Below are 15,435 nucleotides of genomic sequence, written 5' to 3'. Positions count from 1 at the left end.
TGTTCAGCACCGCGTCGTTGTAGATGTCGCGGATCGCGGGCCGGCCGGTGCGGCCAGCAGCAGGTCGTGCAGGTTGTGGGCGAATACGTTGATCGCTTCGGTTTCGGCGCCGTCACGCAACTCGCCGAGCAGGTCGGTTTCCAGGTGGGTGTAGAGCTTGACCTTCCAGGTCCAGCGCACGACTTCACCGAGCCACTTGTCCGCAGGACGGTTCTGATTCTGGATGCCGAATTGTTGACCGATCATGCCTTCGCACGGGTGCATGGTGCCCGGCAGTTCGTCGCCGACTTTCAGCGAGGAGCTGAGAATGCCTTCGTTGCGGCCGCGGAAAATCGCCAGGGCGCGGTGGGACGGCATGCTCTTGAGCGGTTCGTCGTGTTCGAAGTAGTCGCGGAACTTGGCGCCTTCTTCCTCTTTGCCGGCGATCACACGGGCGCTGAGGATGGCTTCCTGCTTCAGGTAGGTGCGCAGCTTTTCCAGCAGGCTGGCGTCTTCGGCGAAGCGCTCCATCAGGATGTACTTGGCGCCTTCGAGGGCGGCCTTGACGTCGGCGACACCTTTTTCGGCGTCGATGAAGCGCGCGGCTTCGGTGTCCGGGGTCAGCGAGGGGTCGTTGAACAGACCGTCGGCCAGGTCGCCGAGGCCGGCTTCCAGGGCGATCTGGCCCTTGGTGCGGCGCTTCTGTTTGTACGGCAGGTAGAGGTCTTCGAGGCGGGTCTTGGTATCGGCGAGTTTGATGTCGCGTTCCAATTGCGGGGTCAGCTTGCCCTGTTCCGTGATGCTGGCGAGGATGCTGATGCGCCGTTCGTCGAGTTCTCGCAGGTAGCGCAGGCGCTCTTCCAGGTGCCGCAGTTGAATGTCGTCGAGGCTGCCGGTCACTTCTTTTCGGTAACGGGCGATGAAGGGCACCGTGGAGCCCTCATCCAGTAGAGCGACGGCCGCTTCGACCTGTTGGGGGCGTACACCGAGTTCCTCGGCGATGCGGCTGTTGATGCTGTCCATAAAACCACCTGAAATTCTTAAAAGCAGTTCGCAGGCCCGGAAAAACAAGGCCCTGCGAGGCTGGTTGAGCGGCCCGACTGGCGCCGCTGCCTGGGTCAAGAGGCTGCCTATTGACCCTCGAAATCGAAAAAATCACGACAAGCGGGTAAAAAAAGCCCGGCAGTAAACGGTAACGATCTGACGTTGCCCTGCACGAGGGCGCCGCATTATAACCAGCGTTCTGTCCTTGGGGGGTACTGCGCCACAGGTTGTAGGGCGCGGGTTCGCTGGCAGTAGAGGAAAAATCTGCTAACAATGCACTCGGTGCGTATAACGGCAGCTAGGCCATAATGCGCGCCGAGATAAGAGGAGCATCCAATGAGCAGCACTGCACAAACTGCTGAAGGCGAAAAAATTCTCATCGTTGATGACGATCCGGGGCTGAGCAGCCTGCTGGAGCGTTTTTTCAACTCCAAGGGCTACCGTGCCCGCGCGGTGCCGAACACCGAGCAGATGGACCGCCTGTTGGGGCGTGAGGTGTTCAACCTGGTCGTGCTCGACCTGATGTTGCCCGGTGAAGACGGCCTCACCGCCTGCAAACGCCTGCGCGGCGCGAACAACCAGATTCCGATCATCATGCTCACCGCCAAGGGCGATGAGCTGAGCCGCATCAAGGGACTCGAACTGGGCGCTGATGACTACCTGGCCAAGCCGTTCAACCCGGACGAGCTGATGGCGCGGGTTAAGGCCGTATTACGTCGCCAGGCAGCGCCGGTGCCGGGCGCACCGGGCAGCGAGGACGAAAGCGTCACCTTCGGCGATTACGAGCTGTCGCTGGCCACCCGTGAGCTCAAGCGTGGCGATGAAGTCCACATGCTGACCACCGGCGAGTTCGCCGTGCTCAAGGCGCTGGTGATGAACGCGCGCCAGCCGCTGACCCGCGACAAACTGATGAACCTGGCCCGTGGTCGGGAATGGGACGCTTTGGAGCGCTCCATCGACGTGCAGATCTCTCGTCTGCGTCGAATGATCGAGCCGGACCCGTCCAAGCCGCGTTATATCCAGACGGTGTGGGGCGTGGGGTATGTGTTTGTGCCGGATGGCACTGCAACCAAGTGACCGATGATTTGCAGGGGCGGGCATCCTGGCGTTTGGCTCCGTGAGGGTCGACGGGATGTCCTGCGTCTGCAATTCTGCGAGCGCTGCTCGTTCCTGCAAGGTGTCTAGCTGTTTCCTATGAAAACCCCGCTGTGGTTCCCGCAAAGTTTCTTCTCCCGCACCCTTTGGCTGGTGCTTATCGTCGTTCTGTTTTCCAAGGCACTCACGCTGGTTTATCTGCTGATGAACGAAGACGTGCTGGTGGATCGACAGTACAGCCACGGTGTCGCCCTGACCCTGCGCGCCTATTGGGCGGCCGACCCCGAGAACCGCGAGAAAATCGCCAAGGCGGCCACGCTGGTGCGCGTGGCGGGTGCAGGTGTGCCGGAAGGCGAGCAACATTGGCCCTACAGTGAGATTTACCAGCGCCAGATGCAGGCGGAACTGGGCGACGACACCGAAGTGCGGTTGCGTATGCATGTGTCACCCGCACTCTGGGTGCGCGCGCCGAGCCTGGGGGAAGATTGGCTGAAGGTGCCGCTGTATCCGCACCCTTTGCGAGGGCAGAAGATCTGGAACGTGCTGGGCTGGTTCCTGGCTATCGGCTTGCTTTCAACGGCATCGGCGTGGATTTTCGTGCGCCAGCTCAATCAACCGCTTAAACGCCTGGTGTTTGCCGCCCGCCAGTTGGGACAGGGGCGCAGTGTGCGCCTGCCGGTCAGCGACACGCCCAGTGAGATGACCGAGGTATACAGTGCGTTCAACCAGATGGCCGAGGATGTCGAACAGGCCGGGCGCGAGCGCGAGCTGATGCTCGCGGGCGTGTCCCATGACTTGCGCACGCCCTTGACGCGTTTGCGGCTGTCCCTGGAGTTGATGGGCGACCATACCGATCTCACGGATGACATGGTGCGTGATATCGAGGACATGGATGCGATTCTTGACCAGTTCCTGGCATTTATCCGCGACGGCCGTGACGAGGTGGTGGAAGTCGTCGACCTGACGGACCTGGTGCGCGAGGTGGTGGCGCCTTACAACCAGAATGGCGAGCAGGTGCGCATGCGCCTGGAGCCGATCCAGCCGTTTGCGTTGCGTCGGGTCTCGATGAAGCGCCTGCTGAACAACCTGATCGGCAACGCCTTGCACCACGCCGGCTCGGATGTGGAAGTGGCGGCGTATGTCTCCGGTGACAGTGCTGCGCCCTATGTGGTGCTGAGCGTGATGGATCGGGGGGCCGGTATCGACCCGGCCGAGCTGGAAGGCATTTTTAACCCCTTCACCCGTGGCGACCGCGCTCGGGGTGGCAAGGGCACCGGTTTGGGGCTGGCGATTGTGCGGCGGATTGCCTCGATGCATGGCGGCAATGTTGAGTTGCGCAATCGCGAGAACGGCGGGCTTGAAGCACGGGTGCGCTTGCCGTTGGGGTTGATGTTGCCCAGAGATGCGGTTTAAACAACCAGGATCAAATGAGGGAGCGGGCAAGCCCGCTCCCTCATGGGTTCTTCAGCGTGTTTAAGGTGTTACGCGATTAGCCCTTGCCTTTGGTCCTGGTCATATTCGCCCCACCACTCTTCTCCAGATGCTGAATGATGATCCCCGCCACATCCTTGCCGGTGGTGGTCTCGATGCCTTCCAGGCCGGGTGATGAATTGACTTCCATCACCAGTGGGCCATGGTTGGAGCGCAGGATATCCACACCCGCCACGCTCAACCCCATGACCTTGGCCGCCCGTAGCGCGGTCATGCGTTCTTCGGGGGTGATCTTGATCAGGCTGGCGCTGCCGCCACGGTGCAGGTTGGAGCGGAACTCCCCAGGCTTGGCCTGGCGCTTCATCGCGGCAATCACCTTGTCGCCGACCACGAAGCAGCGGATATCCGCACCGCCGGCCTCCTTGATGTATTCCTGCACCATGATGTTCTGCTTGAGGCCCATGAACGCCTCGATCACCGACTCCGCCGCCGTGGCGGTTTCGCACAGCACCACGCCGATGCCCTGGGTGCCTTCCAGCACCTTGATCACCAGCGGCGCGCCGTTGACCATTTCGATCAGGTCGGGAATGTCGTCCGGGGAGTGGGCAAAGCCGGTAACCGGCAGGCCGATACCCCGGCGCGAGAGCAATTGCAGCGAGCGCAGCTTGTCCCGTGAGCGCGCAATCGCGACGGATTCATTCAGCGGGGAGACGCCCATCATTTCAAACTGGCGCAGCACCGCGCAGCCATAAAAGGTCACCGAGGCGCCGATACGCGGGATTACCGCGTCAAAGCCTTCCAGTGGTTTGCCGCGGTAGTGGATCTGCGGCTTATGGCTGGCAATGTTCATATACGCACGCAACGTGTCGATCACCACCATTTCATGGCCGCGTTCGGTGCCGGCCTCGACCAGGCGGCGGGTGGAATATAGGCGCGGGTTTCGCGACAGCACAGCAATCTTCATGCAGCACCTGGGGCAGAAATAGTAGAGACCGGGAACACCGGCTTGTCTTGAACGTACTTGACGCCGGGATTGACCACCAACTGGCCGTCAATCAGCGCTTTGGAACCGAGGAGCAGGCGGTAGCGCATGGCCTTGCGGCAGGCGAGGGTGAATTCGACCCGCCAGACCCGGTCGCCCAATGCCAGGGTGGTGCTGATCACATAGCGCACCTGCGCATGACCATTGGAGCTCTTGATGGTTTTCATCGCCATCAGCGGCGCTTCGCAGCGGCGGTGACGCAACTGCACGACGCTGCCCAGGTGTGCGGTAAAACGCACCCATTTCTCACCGTTTCGCTCGAAGGGCTCGATATCGGTGGCGTGCAGGCTTGAGGTACTGGCTCCGGTGTCGATCTTCGCGCGCAGGCCAGCCACTCCCAAGTCGGGAAGTGCCACCCACTCACGCAGACCGACAACGGTCAAATGGTCAAATGTCTTCAATATGGGTAACCGGTCAATTCGCCCAGGCTTGAGGGGAAACCTCGGCCAGCGCGTTGAATGCGGGTTTGGCGAACCAGTAGCCCTGCATCAGAAATATTCCACAGTCGGACAGGAAGTCACGTTCACCGGCACTTTCAATACCTTCAGCGATGACAGTAACGCCCAACTGCTCACAGATTGTGACAATCCCCTGGACGATGACCTGGCGGACACGATCCTGGTCGACATTGCGGATCAGCGCCATGTCGAGTTTGATCAAGTCAGGTTGGAAATCGGCCAGTAGGTTCAGCCCCGAATAGCCCGCGCCGAAATCGTCGATGGCAGTTTTGAAGCCGAATTCGCGGTATTCACGCAGAATATTCGTCAAATGGCGATGGTTATCTATGTGCTCGCTTTCCAGTGTCTCGAAAATCAGCTGGTTCAGCGGAAAATTGTGCGTGCGGGCGGCCTCCAGGGTGCTGCGAATGCACAGCTCGGGTCGATACACCGCGTTGGGCATGAAATTGATGGAAAGATAGGTTTGCATCCCCAGGGCGGCGGCGCCAGCGATCGCTTTGGTGCGGCAGCGCTGGTCGAAACGGTAGCGGTTGCTATCGCTGACCTGGGCCAGCACCGACAACGCACCCTCGCCCTGCATGCCTCGCACCAAGGCTTCGTGGGCAAAAACCGAATGGTCGCGAAGGTCTACGATCGGTTGGTAGGCGAATGCAAAATCAAAACCCAAGGGCTCGCTTTGCTGGCAGCCCACGCAACGCTGGTCGGGCGAGGTGAGTGAAGTCGGGAAGTCGGTCACAGCGTATCCTCGCGAAAACAGGCGGCTACCTGGCGTATCTTAGGTGAGCCTTGGGGTTTATGCGTCGAAGCGTTTCAACAGTAAAGTTGCGGCATTTTTCAGAACGAGGAATTCAAGTGGCTCAGAAGCAGGCAGAGGAAGACAAAATCCGTCTGGACAAGTGGCTATGGGCGGCGCGTTTCTATAAAACCCGTGCCTTGGCCAAGGCCGCTATCGAGAGTGGCAAGGTGCATCATCGCGGCGAACGCTGCAAGCCGGGCAAAGAGCCGCGCGTCGGCGATGAGTTGCAGATTCGTATAGGGTTTGACGAAAAAACTGTCGTGGTCCAGGCGCTTTCCGCCGTGCGCCGTGGCGCGCCCGAAGCGCAGGCGCTGTACGCCGAGACCGAAGCCAGCATTGCCAAGCGCGAAAACGCAGCGGCCATGCGCAAGGCCGGTGCCACAGGCATGACCACCGATGGCAAGCCGAGCAAGAAGCAGCGCCGTGACCTGTTCAAGTTTCGCGGCAGTGGTAATGACGATTGACCGCGCAAATCTTCAGCACAAAACAGATCAACCCATGCGGGAGCGGGCAAGCCCGCTTCCACATGAGTTCTTAGCGTCAGGAGGGTGTGCGCATGACGCTCAATCGGCCAATCACCGGTAGCTTGCCGAGTAACCCGAACACCGGCGCGGTCAGCCGTAGCAACACCCCCGACACCTTGGCTGCAAACGGCGTGTAATACCCCCACCCCAGTGCCAGCATTGCCAGCAGCACCCCGCCGATATAATCGTCCTGCCCCCAATGCGCCCCCGCCACCAGCCGCGGCGTCATGAACAACAGCGCCAGGCCCCAGATCACCAGCACCTGGCCCAGGCGCTGGGCGAATGCCGTCATGAACATCCCCCAGATCAGCAACACCGAAGCATGATCCCCCGGGAAACTCTGGCTCGAACGGTCTTTCAACTCCCAGGTTTTCTCCAGCCCAGGGAAATACTCGCTCATCTGAATCGCGCCGCTGAGCACCATCGAAGGGCTACTGTGTTGCCAGCCCATCGGCGCCGCGAGTTTGGAAAACAGCATGCGGATAAACAGCAACAACAGCAAAATCCCAAAAAATCCCAAGAGCGCCTGGCGCACCTGCACCGCCTTGAACACCCAATCGCCGCGAATCAACAGCGTCAGCAGAATCACGCCGACCACTGCATCAAACGGCCTAAGGCTGGCCACAGCCCAGATATGCAGCCAGGTTGAATTGCTTGCCAGCGGGGCATTGAGCAGGTGAAACAGCCACTCGTCGAAAAACATGCACAGCATCTGGCCCGCGGGCCATAGCCAAAAACACAGCAGCCCGATTGCGAGTAAATTGCAAAGAGCCCATCGCCGGAGGTTCCACTTGGCTTGGAACAAACCCGGATTGTTCATAAACTGTCCCTCTTCGCTCTATATAAGCTCTCTGTTTCCAGGAGAAAGCCGCACCCAGAGGGTGCTAAAGCGTTCAATTTTATAAAACTTGTAATAATTTTGTCATCAATTCAGATACCTAGACCTATGACTGATTTACCGGACACTGACTTTACCCAACGCTTCATCTTTGACGAGAACGACGCCCGTGGCGAACTGGTCTCGCTGGAGCGCAGCTATGCCGAAGTCCTCGCCAAGCACCCCTATCCGGAGCCGGTCGCGCAACTGCTCGGTGAGTTGATGGCTGCTGCGGCGCTGCTGGTAGGCAGCATGAAATTCGACGGCTTGCTGATCCTGCAAGCCCGCTCCGAAGGTCCGGTCCCGTTGCTGATGATCGAGTGTTCCAGCGAGCGTGAGATCCGTGGTCTGGCCCGGTATGACGCTGAGCTGATCGCCCCTGACGCCACCCTGGCCGACCTGATGCCCAACGGCGTGCTGGCGCTCACCGTCGACCCGACCGAAGGCCAGCGTTACCAGGGCATCGTCGACCTCGACGGCGAAAACCTGTCGGACTGCTTCACCAACTATTTCGTCATGTCCCAGCAGATTGGCACGCGTTTCTGGCTCAACGCCGACGGCAAGCGCGCCCGTGGCCTGTTGCTGCAACAGTTGCCCGCCGACCGCATCAAGGATGACGACGACCGCACTGAAAGCTGGCGCAACCTCACCGCCCTGGCCGGCACCCTGACCGCTGAAGAATTGCTGGCCCTGGACAACGAAACCATCCTGCACCGCCTGTACCACGAAGAGGCTGTGCGCCTGTTCGATGCGCAGGGCCTGCGCTTCCATTGCAGTTGCTCCCGCGAGCGTTCGGCGAATGCGCTGGTCAGCCTCGGCCTGGAAGATGCGCAAAACCTGGTGGTGGAACACGGTGGTCATATCGAGATCGACTGCCAGTTCTGCAACCAGCGGTACCTGTTCGATGCCGCTGATATCGTCCAATTGTTCGCTGGCGCTGGTATCGACACTCCCTCTGATACCCGCCACTAAAACGTTTAAGCACAGGTAAATCACCTGACAAACGCCGGATTTGCGCTGTTCTGACGGGAGGACCCTACTTTTTTCGGGCTTTTCTGGCATAATCCGGCCCACTTTTTTCGCGGTAGTAGTGCGCAACTTTCTACTACAAAACGTTTGGAGCACTCGGCCATAGGCCGACGGGGAACCTCATGACGCAAGCCAATAACGCCGTATACACCGATCTGAGTGTTGACGATCTGGTCAAAGAAGCCCTGCAGCGCGGTGAAGGCGTGCTTGCCGATACTGGCGCGCTGGTCGTAGAAACCGGTCACCGTACCGGCCGTTCGCCAGTCGACCGTTTCATCGTTGAAGAGCCTTCGACCCAGGACGCCATTGCCTGGGGCCCGATCAACCGCAAGTTCCCGGCCGACAAGTTCGATGCCCTGTGGGCTCGCGTCGAGGCATTCAACAACGCGCAAGAGCATTTTGTTTCCCACGTCCATGTAGGGGCTTCCGAAGACCACTACCTGGCCGTGAAGATGACCACCCAGACTGCCTGGCATAACCTGTTCGGGCTTTGCCTGTTCATCAACCCGGCCCAGTACAACCCGGCCGGCCGTGACGAGTGGCAAGTGCTCAACGTGGCCAACTTCGAGTGCGTGCCTGAGCGTGATGGCACCAACTCCGACGGTTGCGTGATCCTCAACTTCGCCCAGAAAAAAGTGCTGATCGCCGGCATGCTTTACGCCGGTGAAATGAAGAAAGCCATGTTCTCGGTGCAGAACTTCCTGCTGCCGGCCGCCGACGTACTGCCGATGCACTGCGCCGCCAACATCGGCGAAGCAGGCGACGTGACCCTGTTCTTCGGTCTGTCCGGCACTGGCAAGACCACTCTGTCCGCAGACGAAAGCCGTTACCTGATCGGTGACGACGAACACGGCTGGGGCGAGGGCGTGGTGTTCAACATCGAAGGCGGTTGCTATGCCAAGTGCATCGACCTGTCCGAGAAGAACGAGCCGGTTATCTGGAAAGCCATCAAGCACGGTGCCGTACTGGAAAACGTCGTTATCGACGAGGCCGGGCACGCCGACTACAGCGATGTCAGCCTGACCCAGAACAGCCGCGCCGCCTACCCGCTTGAGCACGTAGCCAAGCGTTCCGAGAAGAACCTCGGCGGCGAGCCAAACGCTGTGATCTTCCTGACCTGCGACCTGACCGGCGTACTGCCGCCTGTGTCGATCCTCAGCGAAGAACAAGCGGCCTACCACTTCCTGTCCGGCTACACCGCACTGGTGGGCTCGACCGAAATGGGTTCGGGCGGTGGCATCAAGTCGACCTTCTCGACCTGCTTCGGCGCGCCGTTCTTCCCACGCCCGGCCGGCGAATACGCCGAGCTGCTGATCAAGCGCATCCGCGGTTTCGGCTCCAAGGTCTACCTGGTCAACACCGGCTGGACCGGCGGTGGTTATGGCGTCGGCCAACGCTTCAACATCCCGACCACCCGTGGCGTGATCGCAGCGATCCAGAGCGGCGCGTTGATCGGCGTTGAAACCGAACACCTCAACACCATCAACCTGGACGTGCCATTGGCTGTGCCGGGCGTTGAGACCGGCCTGTTGAACCCACGTAACACCTGGGCTGACAAGGCTGCCTACGACGAAGCGGCGAAGGCGCTGGCGGGTTTGTTCGTTGAGAACTTCAAGAAGTTTGACGTGAGCGATGCGATCAAGGCGGCGGGTCCGAAGTTGTAAGATTCGGTCGTTGTGAAAAGGCCGCCCCATGTGGGCGGTTTTTTTTTGCGCGAACGGTCAGTTGGCGCCTGCGGCTGTTTTGCCGGTTAGCTCAGGTTTTCCAGCGTCTGCGTGTCCCAGCTGTGGGTCTTGATCGCCAGATAAAGCATGCCGATGGTCAGCGGCACCTTTTCGCCACGCCCCTTGGCTCGCCGCTTGAGAAATACATCAAACACCGGTGGGTTGAAGTAACGATAAGTGTCGTAGTCGCCCAGATCGAGGGAAAATTCCTGCTCCAGTGCTTCCATGAGTTGCTTGGCCTCGCTGCCGTCGCAGCCGAGGTCGAAGTTGAGTGAGGTTTCGAGGCGAATGGTCTTGTGTTTCGGCAGGCCGATTTCTTCGTGCAGCAGTTGCAGGAGCTGCTGCATGACGGGGTCTTCGGGGAAGTTGGGAGCCAGGTTCATGGTGGGAGCACGCAGGAGAGGGTGAGGGGGATGGTTGCGTTTGAGGCGAAATTTGTTTCGGGTGATGAAGAGTGCCAAGCCTATCAAGAACAGGGCTAGAGGAAGGAGTTGAATGCTAAGGATGATGGCGACGTAGGGTAGCCAGAACAAAAGGACTAACCCAGTGACGACGAAGGTAACGGCGAAACGCCTTCTTAGCGTGCAGTCGGTGATTTTGTAGTAAAGCAATAAATAGAAGGCAAGAAATAGCGCCGTCTGTAGGTAAAGCCATTGATTATGGTTCATTTGAATACACGTGCATTGAGATGCTTGAGCGCTGAGGGTCTATGCCACCGCTCGCCTGGGCATCGAGGCCGATGATGATGTCTGCGCTATGCAAGTTGCGGGGTTTGCGAGATATCAAATCGCTGAGCGCTTGCTTGCCGTTAGGCTTTACGGTGAAGCGAATCACGGAGAGCGTGACGCCGTAATGACCGATGTATTGAGTCCTTTCTAAATTCACGGGCTTTTGCCGAAATAGTTGAGAGGACGCTATTTTCAGTCAGCCGCAGGTCACTTCTATAGAGGGCCAAGCGGGTGTTTGAAGCGATTTAGGAAGAGGATTACGCTGTATTTGACGGTTTCTTACAGGTGCTTCCGGCATTTTTTATTTCGCTAGCGACTTGCCGGGTAAAACCAATCAATTGTGGGCGCTGCGTTTGCCCGTCCTCCAAGGCAAAAGCTGATCTTGGCGTAGTACCAAGTGCTCGATAAAACCACATCACAATCTGTAGAAAAATTCTGCCAGCGCTCTAAATTCAGCGTATGTTTCACCGCAAAATCTTGTAGGACGATTCCGTCCACTACTTAAAGGGAGTTAAGCATGGGTTTGCTTCGTGTCGCTTCGGCGATGTCATTGTGTGCAGTGGCTTTTTCGATCCAGGCCGAGCAGTTGCCGATCGAGGTGCTCAGTGCGGTGGTCAAGGACCAGAAAATCGCCGACGCCGAAGTCCTGCTGCAACGTAACGGCGCACAGAACGTAGTGGGCCGTACCAACGCCCAGGGCCAGGTGACTCTCACCAGCGAAGCGGCCGATGATGCCAGCAACCTGTTGATCATCAAGAAGCCCGGCTATTCCAACCTGGTAGTGAAGTGCCCGTGTGCAGGCATGACCTACGCCATCAGCCCAGTGATGGAGAACCTCGACGGCCTGCGTGTGGTGCTGACCTGGGGCAAGACCCCGGAAGACCTCGACTCCCACATGATTTTCCCCGGCAACAACATCTACTTCGAGAATCAGCAGGGTGCCGATGCCGAGCTGGATGTGGACGACGTCGACAGCTACGGCCCGGAAACCATCACCCTGCAGAAAAAACACTTCGGCGAAAGCTACGTGTATGCCGTGCATGACTTCACCAACATCGCCAACCCAGGTTCGCGTCAGCTGTCCAACAGTGAGGCCAAGGTGTTTGTGTACATGGGCCAGTCCCTTGTGCGTACCTATTACGTGCCGAAAAACCGCAGCGGTAACCTGTGGACAGTGTTCCGCATGACCGGTAGCGGTGACTTCCAAGACATCAACACCTTCAGCGGTGTGAAGGTGGAAGCCAAGGACGTGCTCAATGAAGTCAAACCGTTGCTGGATGACAGCGTTGCAGTCGCGGCCGTGGCTGTCAGCTCTTCCGCGCAAACCGATGCGAAGCGTCTGAATCTGCAAGGTGAAGCGGCCTACCAGGCTGGCAAGCTGGATGAAGCCATCGACCTGTTCCGTCAGGCCATCGACCTGGACAATAGCTTCGGCAAAGCCTACGGCAACCTGGGTCTGGCGTATCAGAAGGCTGGCAACACCGCCGAGTCGATCTGGGCCAACCGCAAGGCGATCGCCCTCGCTACCGGCGCCAATGCCGCGACCGTGCGTGCCGGCGCCTACTACAACATTGCGCGGATCTACGAAGCGGCGGGGCAGTTCGCGGATGCGTTGCGTCATTACCAGTTGGCCAAGGAGCAGAAGGCCAATCCGGTGTATGACACGGCTATCGAGCGCGTGCAGAACCGCTGATTTAGCTGTAGGGCCGTTCTAAGGTGTGGGAGGGGGGTGCTCCCGATGGCGGTAATTCAGTCGATTAATTTCTGACTGATAAACCGCCATCGGGAGCAATCCCCTTCCCACATTTGGTTTGTGATGTTCCTACTTACACCGTCGAACTTGTCGCATTTGGCCCAAGGCCATTGCCCCAGCCTGTGTATCATCCGGTCTCTTTTTTCCTTGCGACCTATCTCGATTCGCTGAACATCCCAGGCTATGTTTTTGAGCCACCTTCAGCGGTCAATGGAGTGACAGCTTATGCACGACACCCTCCAGCAGGTCTTTGGTTATCCACAGTTTCGTTTGGGCCAGGAAGCGGCGGTCAGCGCTGTGCTGGCCGGTCGTTCGGCGGCGGCAATTTTCCCTACCGGGTCGGGCAAGTCCCTGTGTTACCAGTTATCGGCTGTGTTGCTACCGCACCTGACGCTGGTGGTGTCGCCGTTGCTGGCGCTGATGCAGGACCAGTTGGGTTTCCTGCAACGCCATGGCATCTCGGCCGGCAGTATCGATTCGGCGCAAAGCCGCGATGAGGCCAATGAGGTGATGGCTCGTGCGCGTTCGGGTGAGTTGAAAATCCTGATGATTTCTGTGGAGCGCTTGAAGAACGAGCGTTTTCGCAACTTCCTGCAAAGCGTGCCCATTTCGTTGCTGGTGGTGGATGAGGCGCACTGTATTTCCGAATGGGGCCACAACTTCCGTCCGGACTATTTGAAGCTGCCGGACTACCAGCGTCAGTTCAATATCCCACAAGCGCTGCTGCTGACGGCTACGGCGACGCCCAAGGTGATTGCCGATATGCAGGCCAAGTTCGCCATTGCGCCTGACGACGTGATCACCACGGGCTTCTACCGGCCGAACCTCAACCTGTTGGTCGAGCCGGTGAGCGGCGCGGACAAGCGTCGGCGGCTGGTGCAATGGATGAGCGAGCGGCCCAACCAACCGAGCATCGTCTACGTCACGTTGCAGAAAACCGCCGAACAGATCGCCGACCACTTGAATCGCAATGGCATCCAGGCCGAGGCGTATCACGCCGGCTTGCCCCACGACAAACGCGAGGGCATCCAGCAGCGCTTCATGGGCGGGCGCTCCAATTGCATCGTCGCCACCATCGCGTTTGGCATGGGCATCGACAAGAGCGATATCCGCAATGTGGTGCATTTCGACCTGCCCAAATCCATCGAGAACTACAGCCAGGAAATCGGCCGTGCCGGGCGTGACGGGCAACCCTCGGATTGCCTGGTGCTCGCCAACCGCGACAGCCTCAATGTGCTGGAAAACTTCGTGTACGGCGACACGCCCGAGCAGGAAGGCATTCGCCGTGTACTGGAAGAGTTACAGGCGGCGCGAGGGGACGGGCAGTGGGAGTTTCTGTTGCGGTCGCTGTCGGACCACAGCAACATCCGCGAGCTGCCCCTCAAAACGCTGCTGGTGCAATTGGAGCTCAAAGGTGTGATCGCGCCGCGCTACGCGTTTTACGCTGAGTACCGGTTCAAGTACCTGATCGAGCCCGACGCTTTACTGGCGCGGTTTTCCGGGGAGCGGCAGGCGTTTGTCGCCGCGATCATCCAGGTGTGCAAGCGGGCCAAGACCTGGGCGACGGTGGATTTCGACGCGCTTTATCAACAGCACAACGCTGAGCGCAATCGCGTGGTGAAAGCGCTGGATTACTTCCAGGAACAGGGCCTGATCGAGCTGGAAAGCAAGCAGATGACGGAGGTCTACAGCCTGCTGAATACCGATTTCGACCCGCAGGTGTTGAGCGCCGAGTTATACACAGGCTTCAAGCAACACGAGGTCACAGAAGTGGCGCGGATTCACGCGATGCTCGATCTGTTCGCCACCGAACACTGCCTGGGCCAACGCCTGGCCCGGTATTTTGGTGATGAAAAGGCGCCGCAGCGCTGCGGGCATTGTTCTGTGTGTCACGGCCATGTCGCGCATTTGCCCGCGCCGCCGAGCCTGGCGCCGCTTGTGGATAAAAACTTCATGGCGCTGTGCGGTGATTTTATCCACAGGCATCATGAGCACAACGGCCAACTGCCCGGCGCCGAACGGCTGACGCGGTTCCTGGGTGGTATCAGCGTGCCGCTGTTCACCAAGTTGAAGGCACGCGGCATTCCTGGCTTTGCTGCGCTGGAGGACTACCCCTACGCCGAGGTGCGCGAGTGGGCCGAAACCCATTTGCATAACCTGTAAACCCACTTTTACGAGAGGTGCCCATGCCTGACTCCATGCCCCAACGCGCCGATTACCCTCACTTCCAGCCGATTATCACGCGTTGGCACGACAATGATGTGTATGGCCATGTGAACAACGTGACCTACTACAGCTTCTTCGACACCGCAGTGAATACCTACCTGATCGAACACGGTGGCTTGGATATTCATGACGGCGAGGTGGTGGGGTTTGTGGTCAGCTCGGCGTGTGATTACTTTGCGTCCATCGCCTTTCCCGAGCGCATCGAAATTGGCCTGCGTGTCGGCAAGTTGGGCAACAGCTCGGTGCAGTATGAGTTGGCGGTATTCAAGGCTGGCGAGGAGGACGCCTGTGCGGCGGGGCGCTTTGTGCATGTGTTTGTGGATCGGGGAACGAACCAGCCGGTGACGATTCCGGGGATGTTGCGCGAGGCGTTGCAGCGGTTGGTGGCCTGACTGTGGGAGGGGGCTTGCCCCCGATAGCGGTGTATCAGCCAGCACATGGGTGACTGAAACTCGGCTATCGGGAGCAAGTCGAATCGTCGCACCGCCCCTCCCACAGTGTTTCTTCAGTGTTCTCTAGATCTGATCAATCACGGTAGTGATGCTTGTTCTTGCGATGCCCATAGGCATGCCCACGGCCACGGTGATCATCCCGGTCATAACGACGGTGAGCGCTTCCAGCCGGACGTGCTGATTATGTTGCCCGATGACAAGCAGGTGGTGGTGGACTCCAAAGTCAGCCTGACCGCCTATCAACAGTATGTGGCGGCGGACGATGATGTGATCGGCC

13 protein-coding genes and 2 pseudogenes are annotated in these 15,435 nt (G+C 59.1%); 9 read left to right on the top strand and 6 right to left on the bottom strand.

Features of this window, described 5'->3' with window-relative positions:
* Positions 1–30: 30 nt before the first annotated feature.
* Positions 31–1,002 (bottom strand): annotated as a pseudogene (locus L9Z73_RS12810) (Tex-like N-terminal domain-containing protein); the annotation flags it as partial.
* A 357-nt stretch (positions 1,003–1,359) separates the two neighbouring features.
* Here L9Z73_RS12810 and ompR point away from each other — a divergent pair.
* Together ompR and L9Z73_RS12800 are read left to right on the top strand one after the other, a co-directional pair.
* Positions 1,360–2,100: a two-component system response regulator OmpR gene (gene ompR / locus L9Z73_RS12805; protein WP_003213175.1), complete on the top strand. Its 741-nt coding sequence runs from the start codon at positions 1,360–1,362 to the stop codon at positions 2,098–2,100.
* A gap of 117 nt (positions 2,101–2,217) precedes the next feature.
* Positions 2,218–3,531, top strand: a complete 1,314-nt coding sequence (locus L9Z73_RS12800) for an ATP-binding protein (RefSeq protein ID WP_247401471.1) — start codon at positions 2,218–2,220, stop codon at positions 3,529–3,531.
* Between the two features lie 76 nt (positions 3,532–3,607).
* Here the strand turns inward: L9Z73_RS12800 and rimK are convergent, their stop codons facing one another.
* Genes rimK through L9Z73_RS12785 form a run of 3 tightly spaced genes read right to left on the bottom strand, consistent with a single transcriptional unit; the run spans position 3,608 to position 5,785 of the window.
* Positions 3,608–4,513 carry a 30S ribosomal protein S6--L-glutamate ligase gene (rimK, locus tag L9Z73_RS12795; protein ID WP_049710586.1) on the bottom strand — a complete coding sequence of 302 codons (906 nt, stop codon included), beginning with the start codon at positions 4,511–4,513 and terminating at the stop codon, positions 3,608–3,610.
* Positions 4,510–4,974 carry an ATP-dependent zinc protease family protein gene (locus tag L9Z73_RS12790; RefSeq protein WP_373423811.1) on the bottom strand — a complete coding sequence of 155 codons (465 nt, stop codon included), beginning with the start codon at positions 4,972–4,974 and terminating at the stop codon, positions 4,510–4,512. The genes rimK and L9Z73_RS12790 overlap by 4 nt, the downstream gene beginning before the upstream one ends.
* Before the next feature lie 31 nt (positions 4,975–5,005).
* Positions 5,006–5,785 carry an EAL domain-containing protein gene (locus tag L9Z73_RS12785; RefSeq protein WP_247401466.1) on the bottom strand — a complete coding sequence of 260 codons (780 nt, stop codon included), beginning with the start codon at positions 5,783–5,785 and terminating at the stop codon, positions 5,006–5,008.
* 116 nt (positions 5,786–5,901) lie between these two features.
* Here L9Z73_RS12785 and L9Z73_RS12780 point away from each other — a divergent pair, with 116 nt between their 5' ends.
* Positions 5,902–6,309 (top strand): RNA-binding S4 domain-containing protein, encoded by a 408-nt coding sequence (locus L9Z73_RS12780; protein WP_247401464.1) that lies wholly within the window; start codon positions 5,902–5,904, stop codon positions 6,307–6,309.
* A 76-nt stretch (positions 6,310–6,385) separates the two neighbouring features.
* Here L9Z73_RS12780 and L9Z73_RS12775 read toward each other — a convergent pair whose 3' ends face one another.
* Complete coding sequence (locus L9Z73_RS12775) at positions 6,386–7,189, bottom strand: phosphatase PAP2 family protein (RefSeq protein ID WP_247401461.1); 804 nt, start codon at positions 7,187–7,189, stop codon at positions 6,386–6,388.
* A 126-nt stretch (positions 7,190–7,315) separates the two neighbouring features.
* On the opposite strand from L9Z73_RS12775, the gene hslO reads away from it, so the two are divergent.
* Positions 7,316–8,218 carry an Hsp33 family molecular chaperone HslO gene (gene hslO / locus L9Z73_RS12770; RefSeq protein WP_247401459.1) on the top strand — a complete coding sequence of 301 codons (903 nt, stop codon included), beginning with the start codon at positions 7,316–7,318 and terminating at the stop codon, positions 8,216–8,218.
* A 179-nt stretch (positions 8,219–8,397) separates the two neighbouring features.
* Positions 8,398–9,939: a phosphoenolpyruvate carboxykinase gene (locus L9Z73_RS12765; RefSeq protein WP_247401457.1), complete on the top strand. Its 1,542-nt coding sequence runs from the start codon at positions 8,398–8,400 to the stop codon at positions 9,937–9,939.
* A gap of 86 nt (positions 9,940–10,025) precedes the next feature.
* Here L9Z73_RS12765 and L9Z73_RS12760 read toward each other — a convergent pair whose 3' ends face one another.
* Positions 10,026–10,667, bottom strand: a complete 642-nt coding sequence (locus tag L9Z73_RS12760; protein WP_247401454.1) for a DUF1493 family protein — start codon at positions 10,665–10,667, stop codon at positions 10,026–10,028.
* 577 nt (positions 10,668–11,244) lie between these two features.
* Here L9Z73_RS12760 and L9Z73_RS12755 point away from each other — a divergent pair.
* The 4 genes and pseudogenes from L9Z73_RS12755 to rmuC form a co-directional block, all read left to right on the top strand.
* Complete coding sequence (locus tag L9Z73_RS12755; RefSeq protein ID WP_247401449.1) at positions 11,245–12,420, top strand: tetratricopeptide repeat protein; 1,176 nt, start codon at positions 11,245–11,247, stop codon at positions 12,418–12,420.
* A 285-nt stretch (positions 12,421–12,705) separates the two neighbouring features.
* A complete protein-coding gene (locus tag L9Z73_RS12750; RefSeq protein WP_247401443.1) occupies positions 12,706–14,643 on the top strand; it encodes a RecQ family ATP-dependent DNA helicase in 1,938 nt (645 codons plus the stop codon).
* Positions 14,644–14,666: 23 nt separating this feature from the next.
* Entirely contained in the window at positions 14,667–15,098 is a 432-nt protein-coding gene (locus tag L9Z73_RS12745) for an acyl-CoA thioesterase (protein WP_247401441.1), read from the top strand.
* A 210-nt stretch (positions 15,099–15,308) separates the two neighbouring features.
* A pseudogene (gene rmuC / locus L9Z73_RS12740) lies at positions 15,309–15,435 on the top strand (DNA recombination protein RmuC); the annotation flags it as partial.

The sequence above is a fragment of the Pseudomonas emilianonis genome (genome assembly GCF_023072625.1).
Lineage (GTDB): Bacteria > Pseudomonadota > Gammaproteobacteria > Pseudomonadales > Pseudomonadaceae > Aquipseudomonas > Aquipseudomonas paraveronii.
This window is presented reverse-complemented; position numbering and strand designations above follow the sequence as displayed.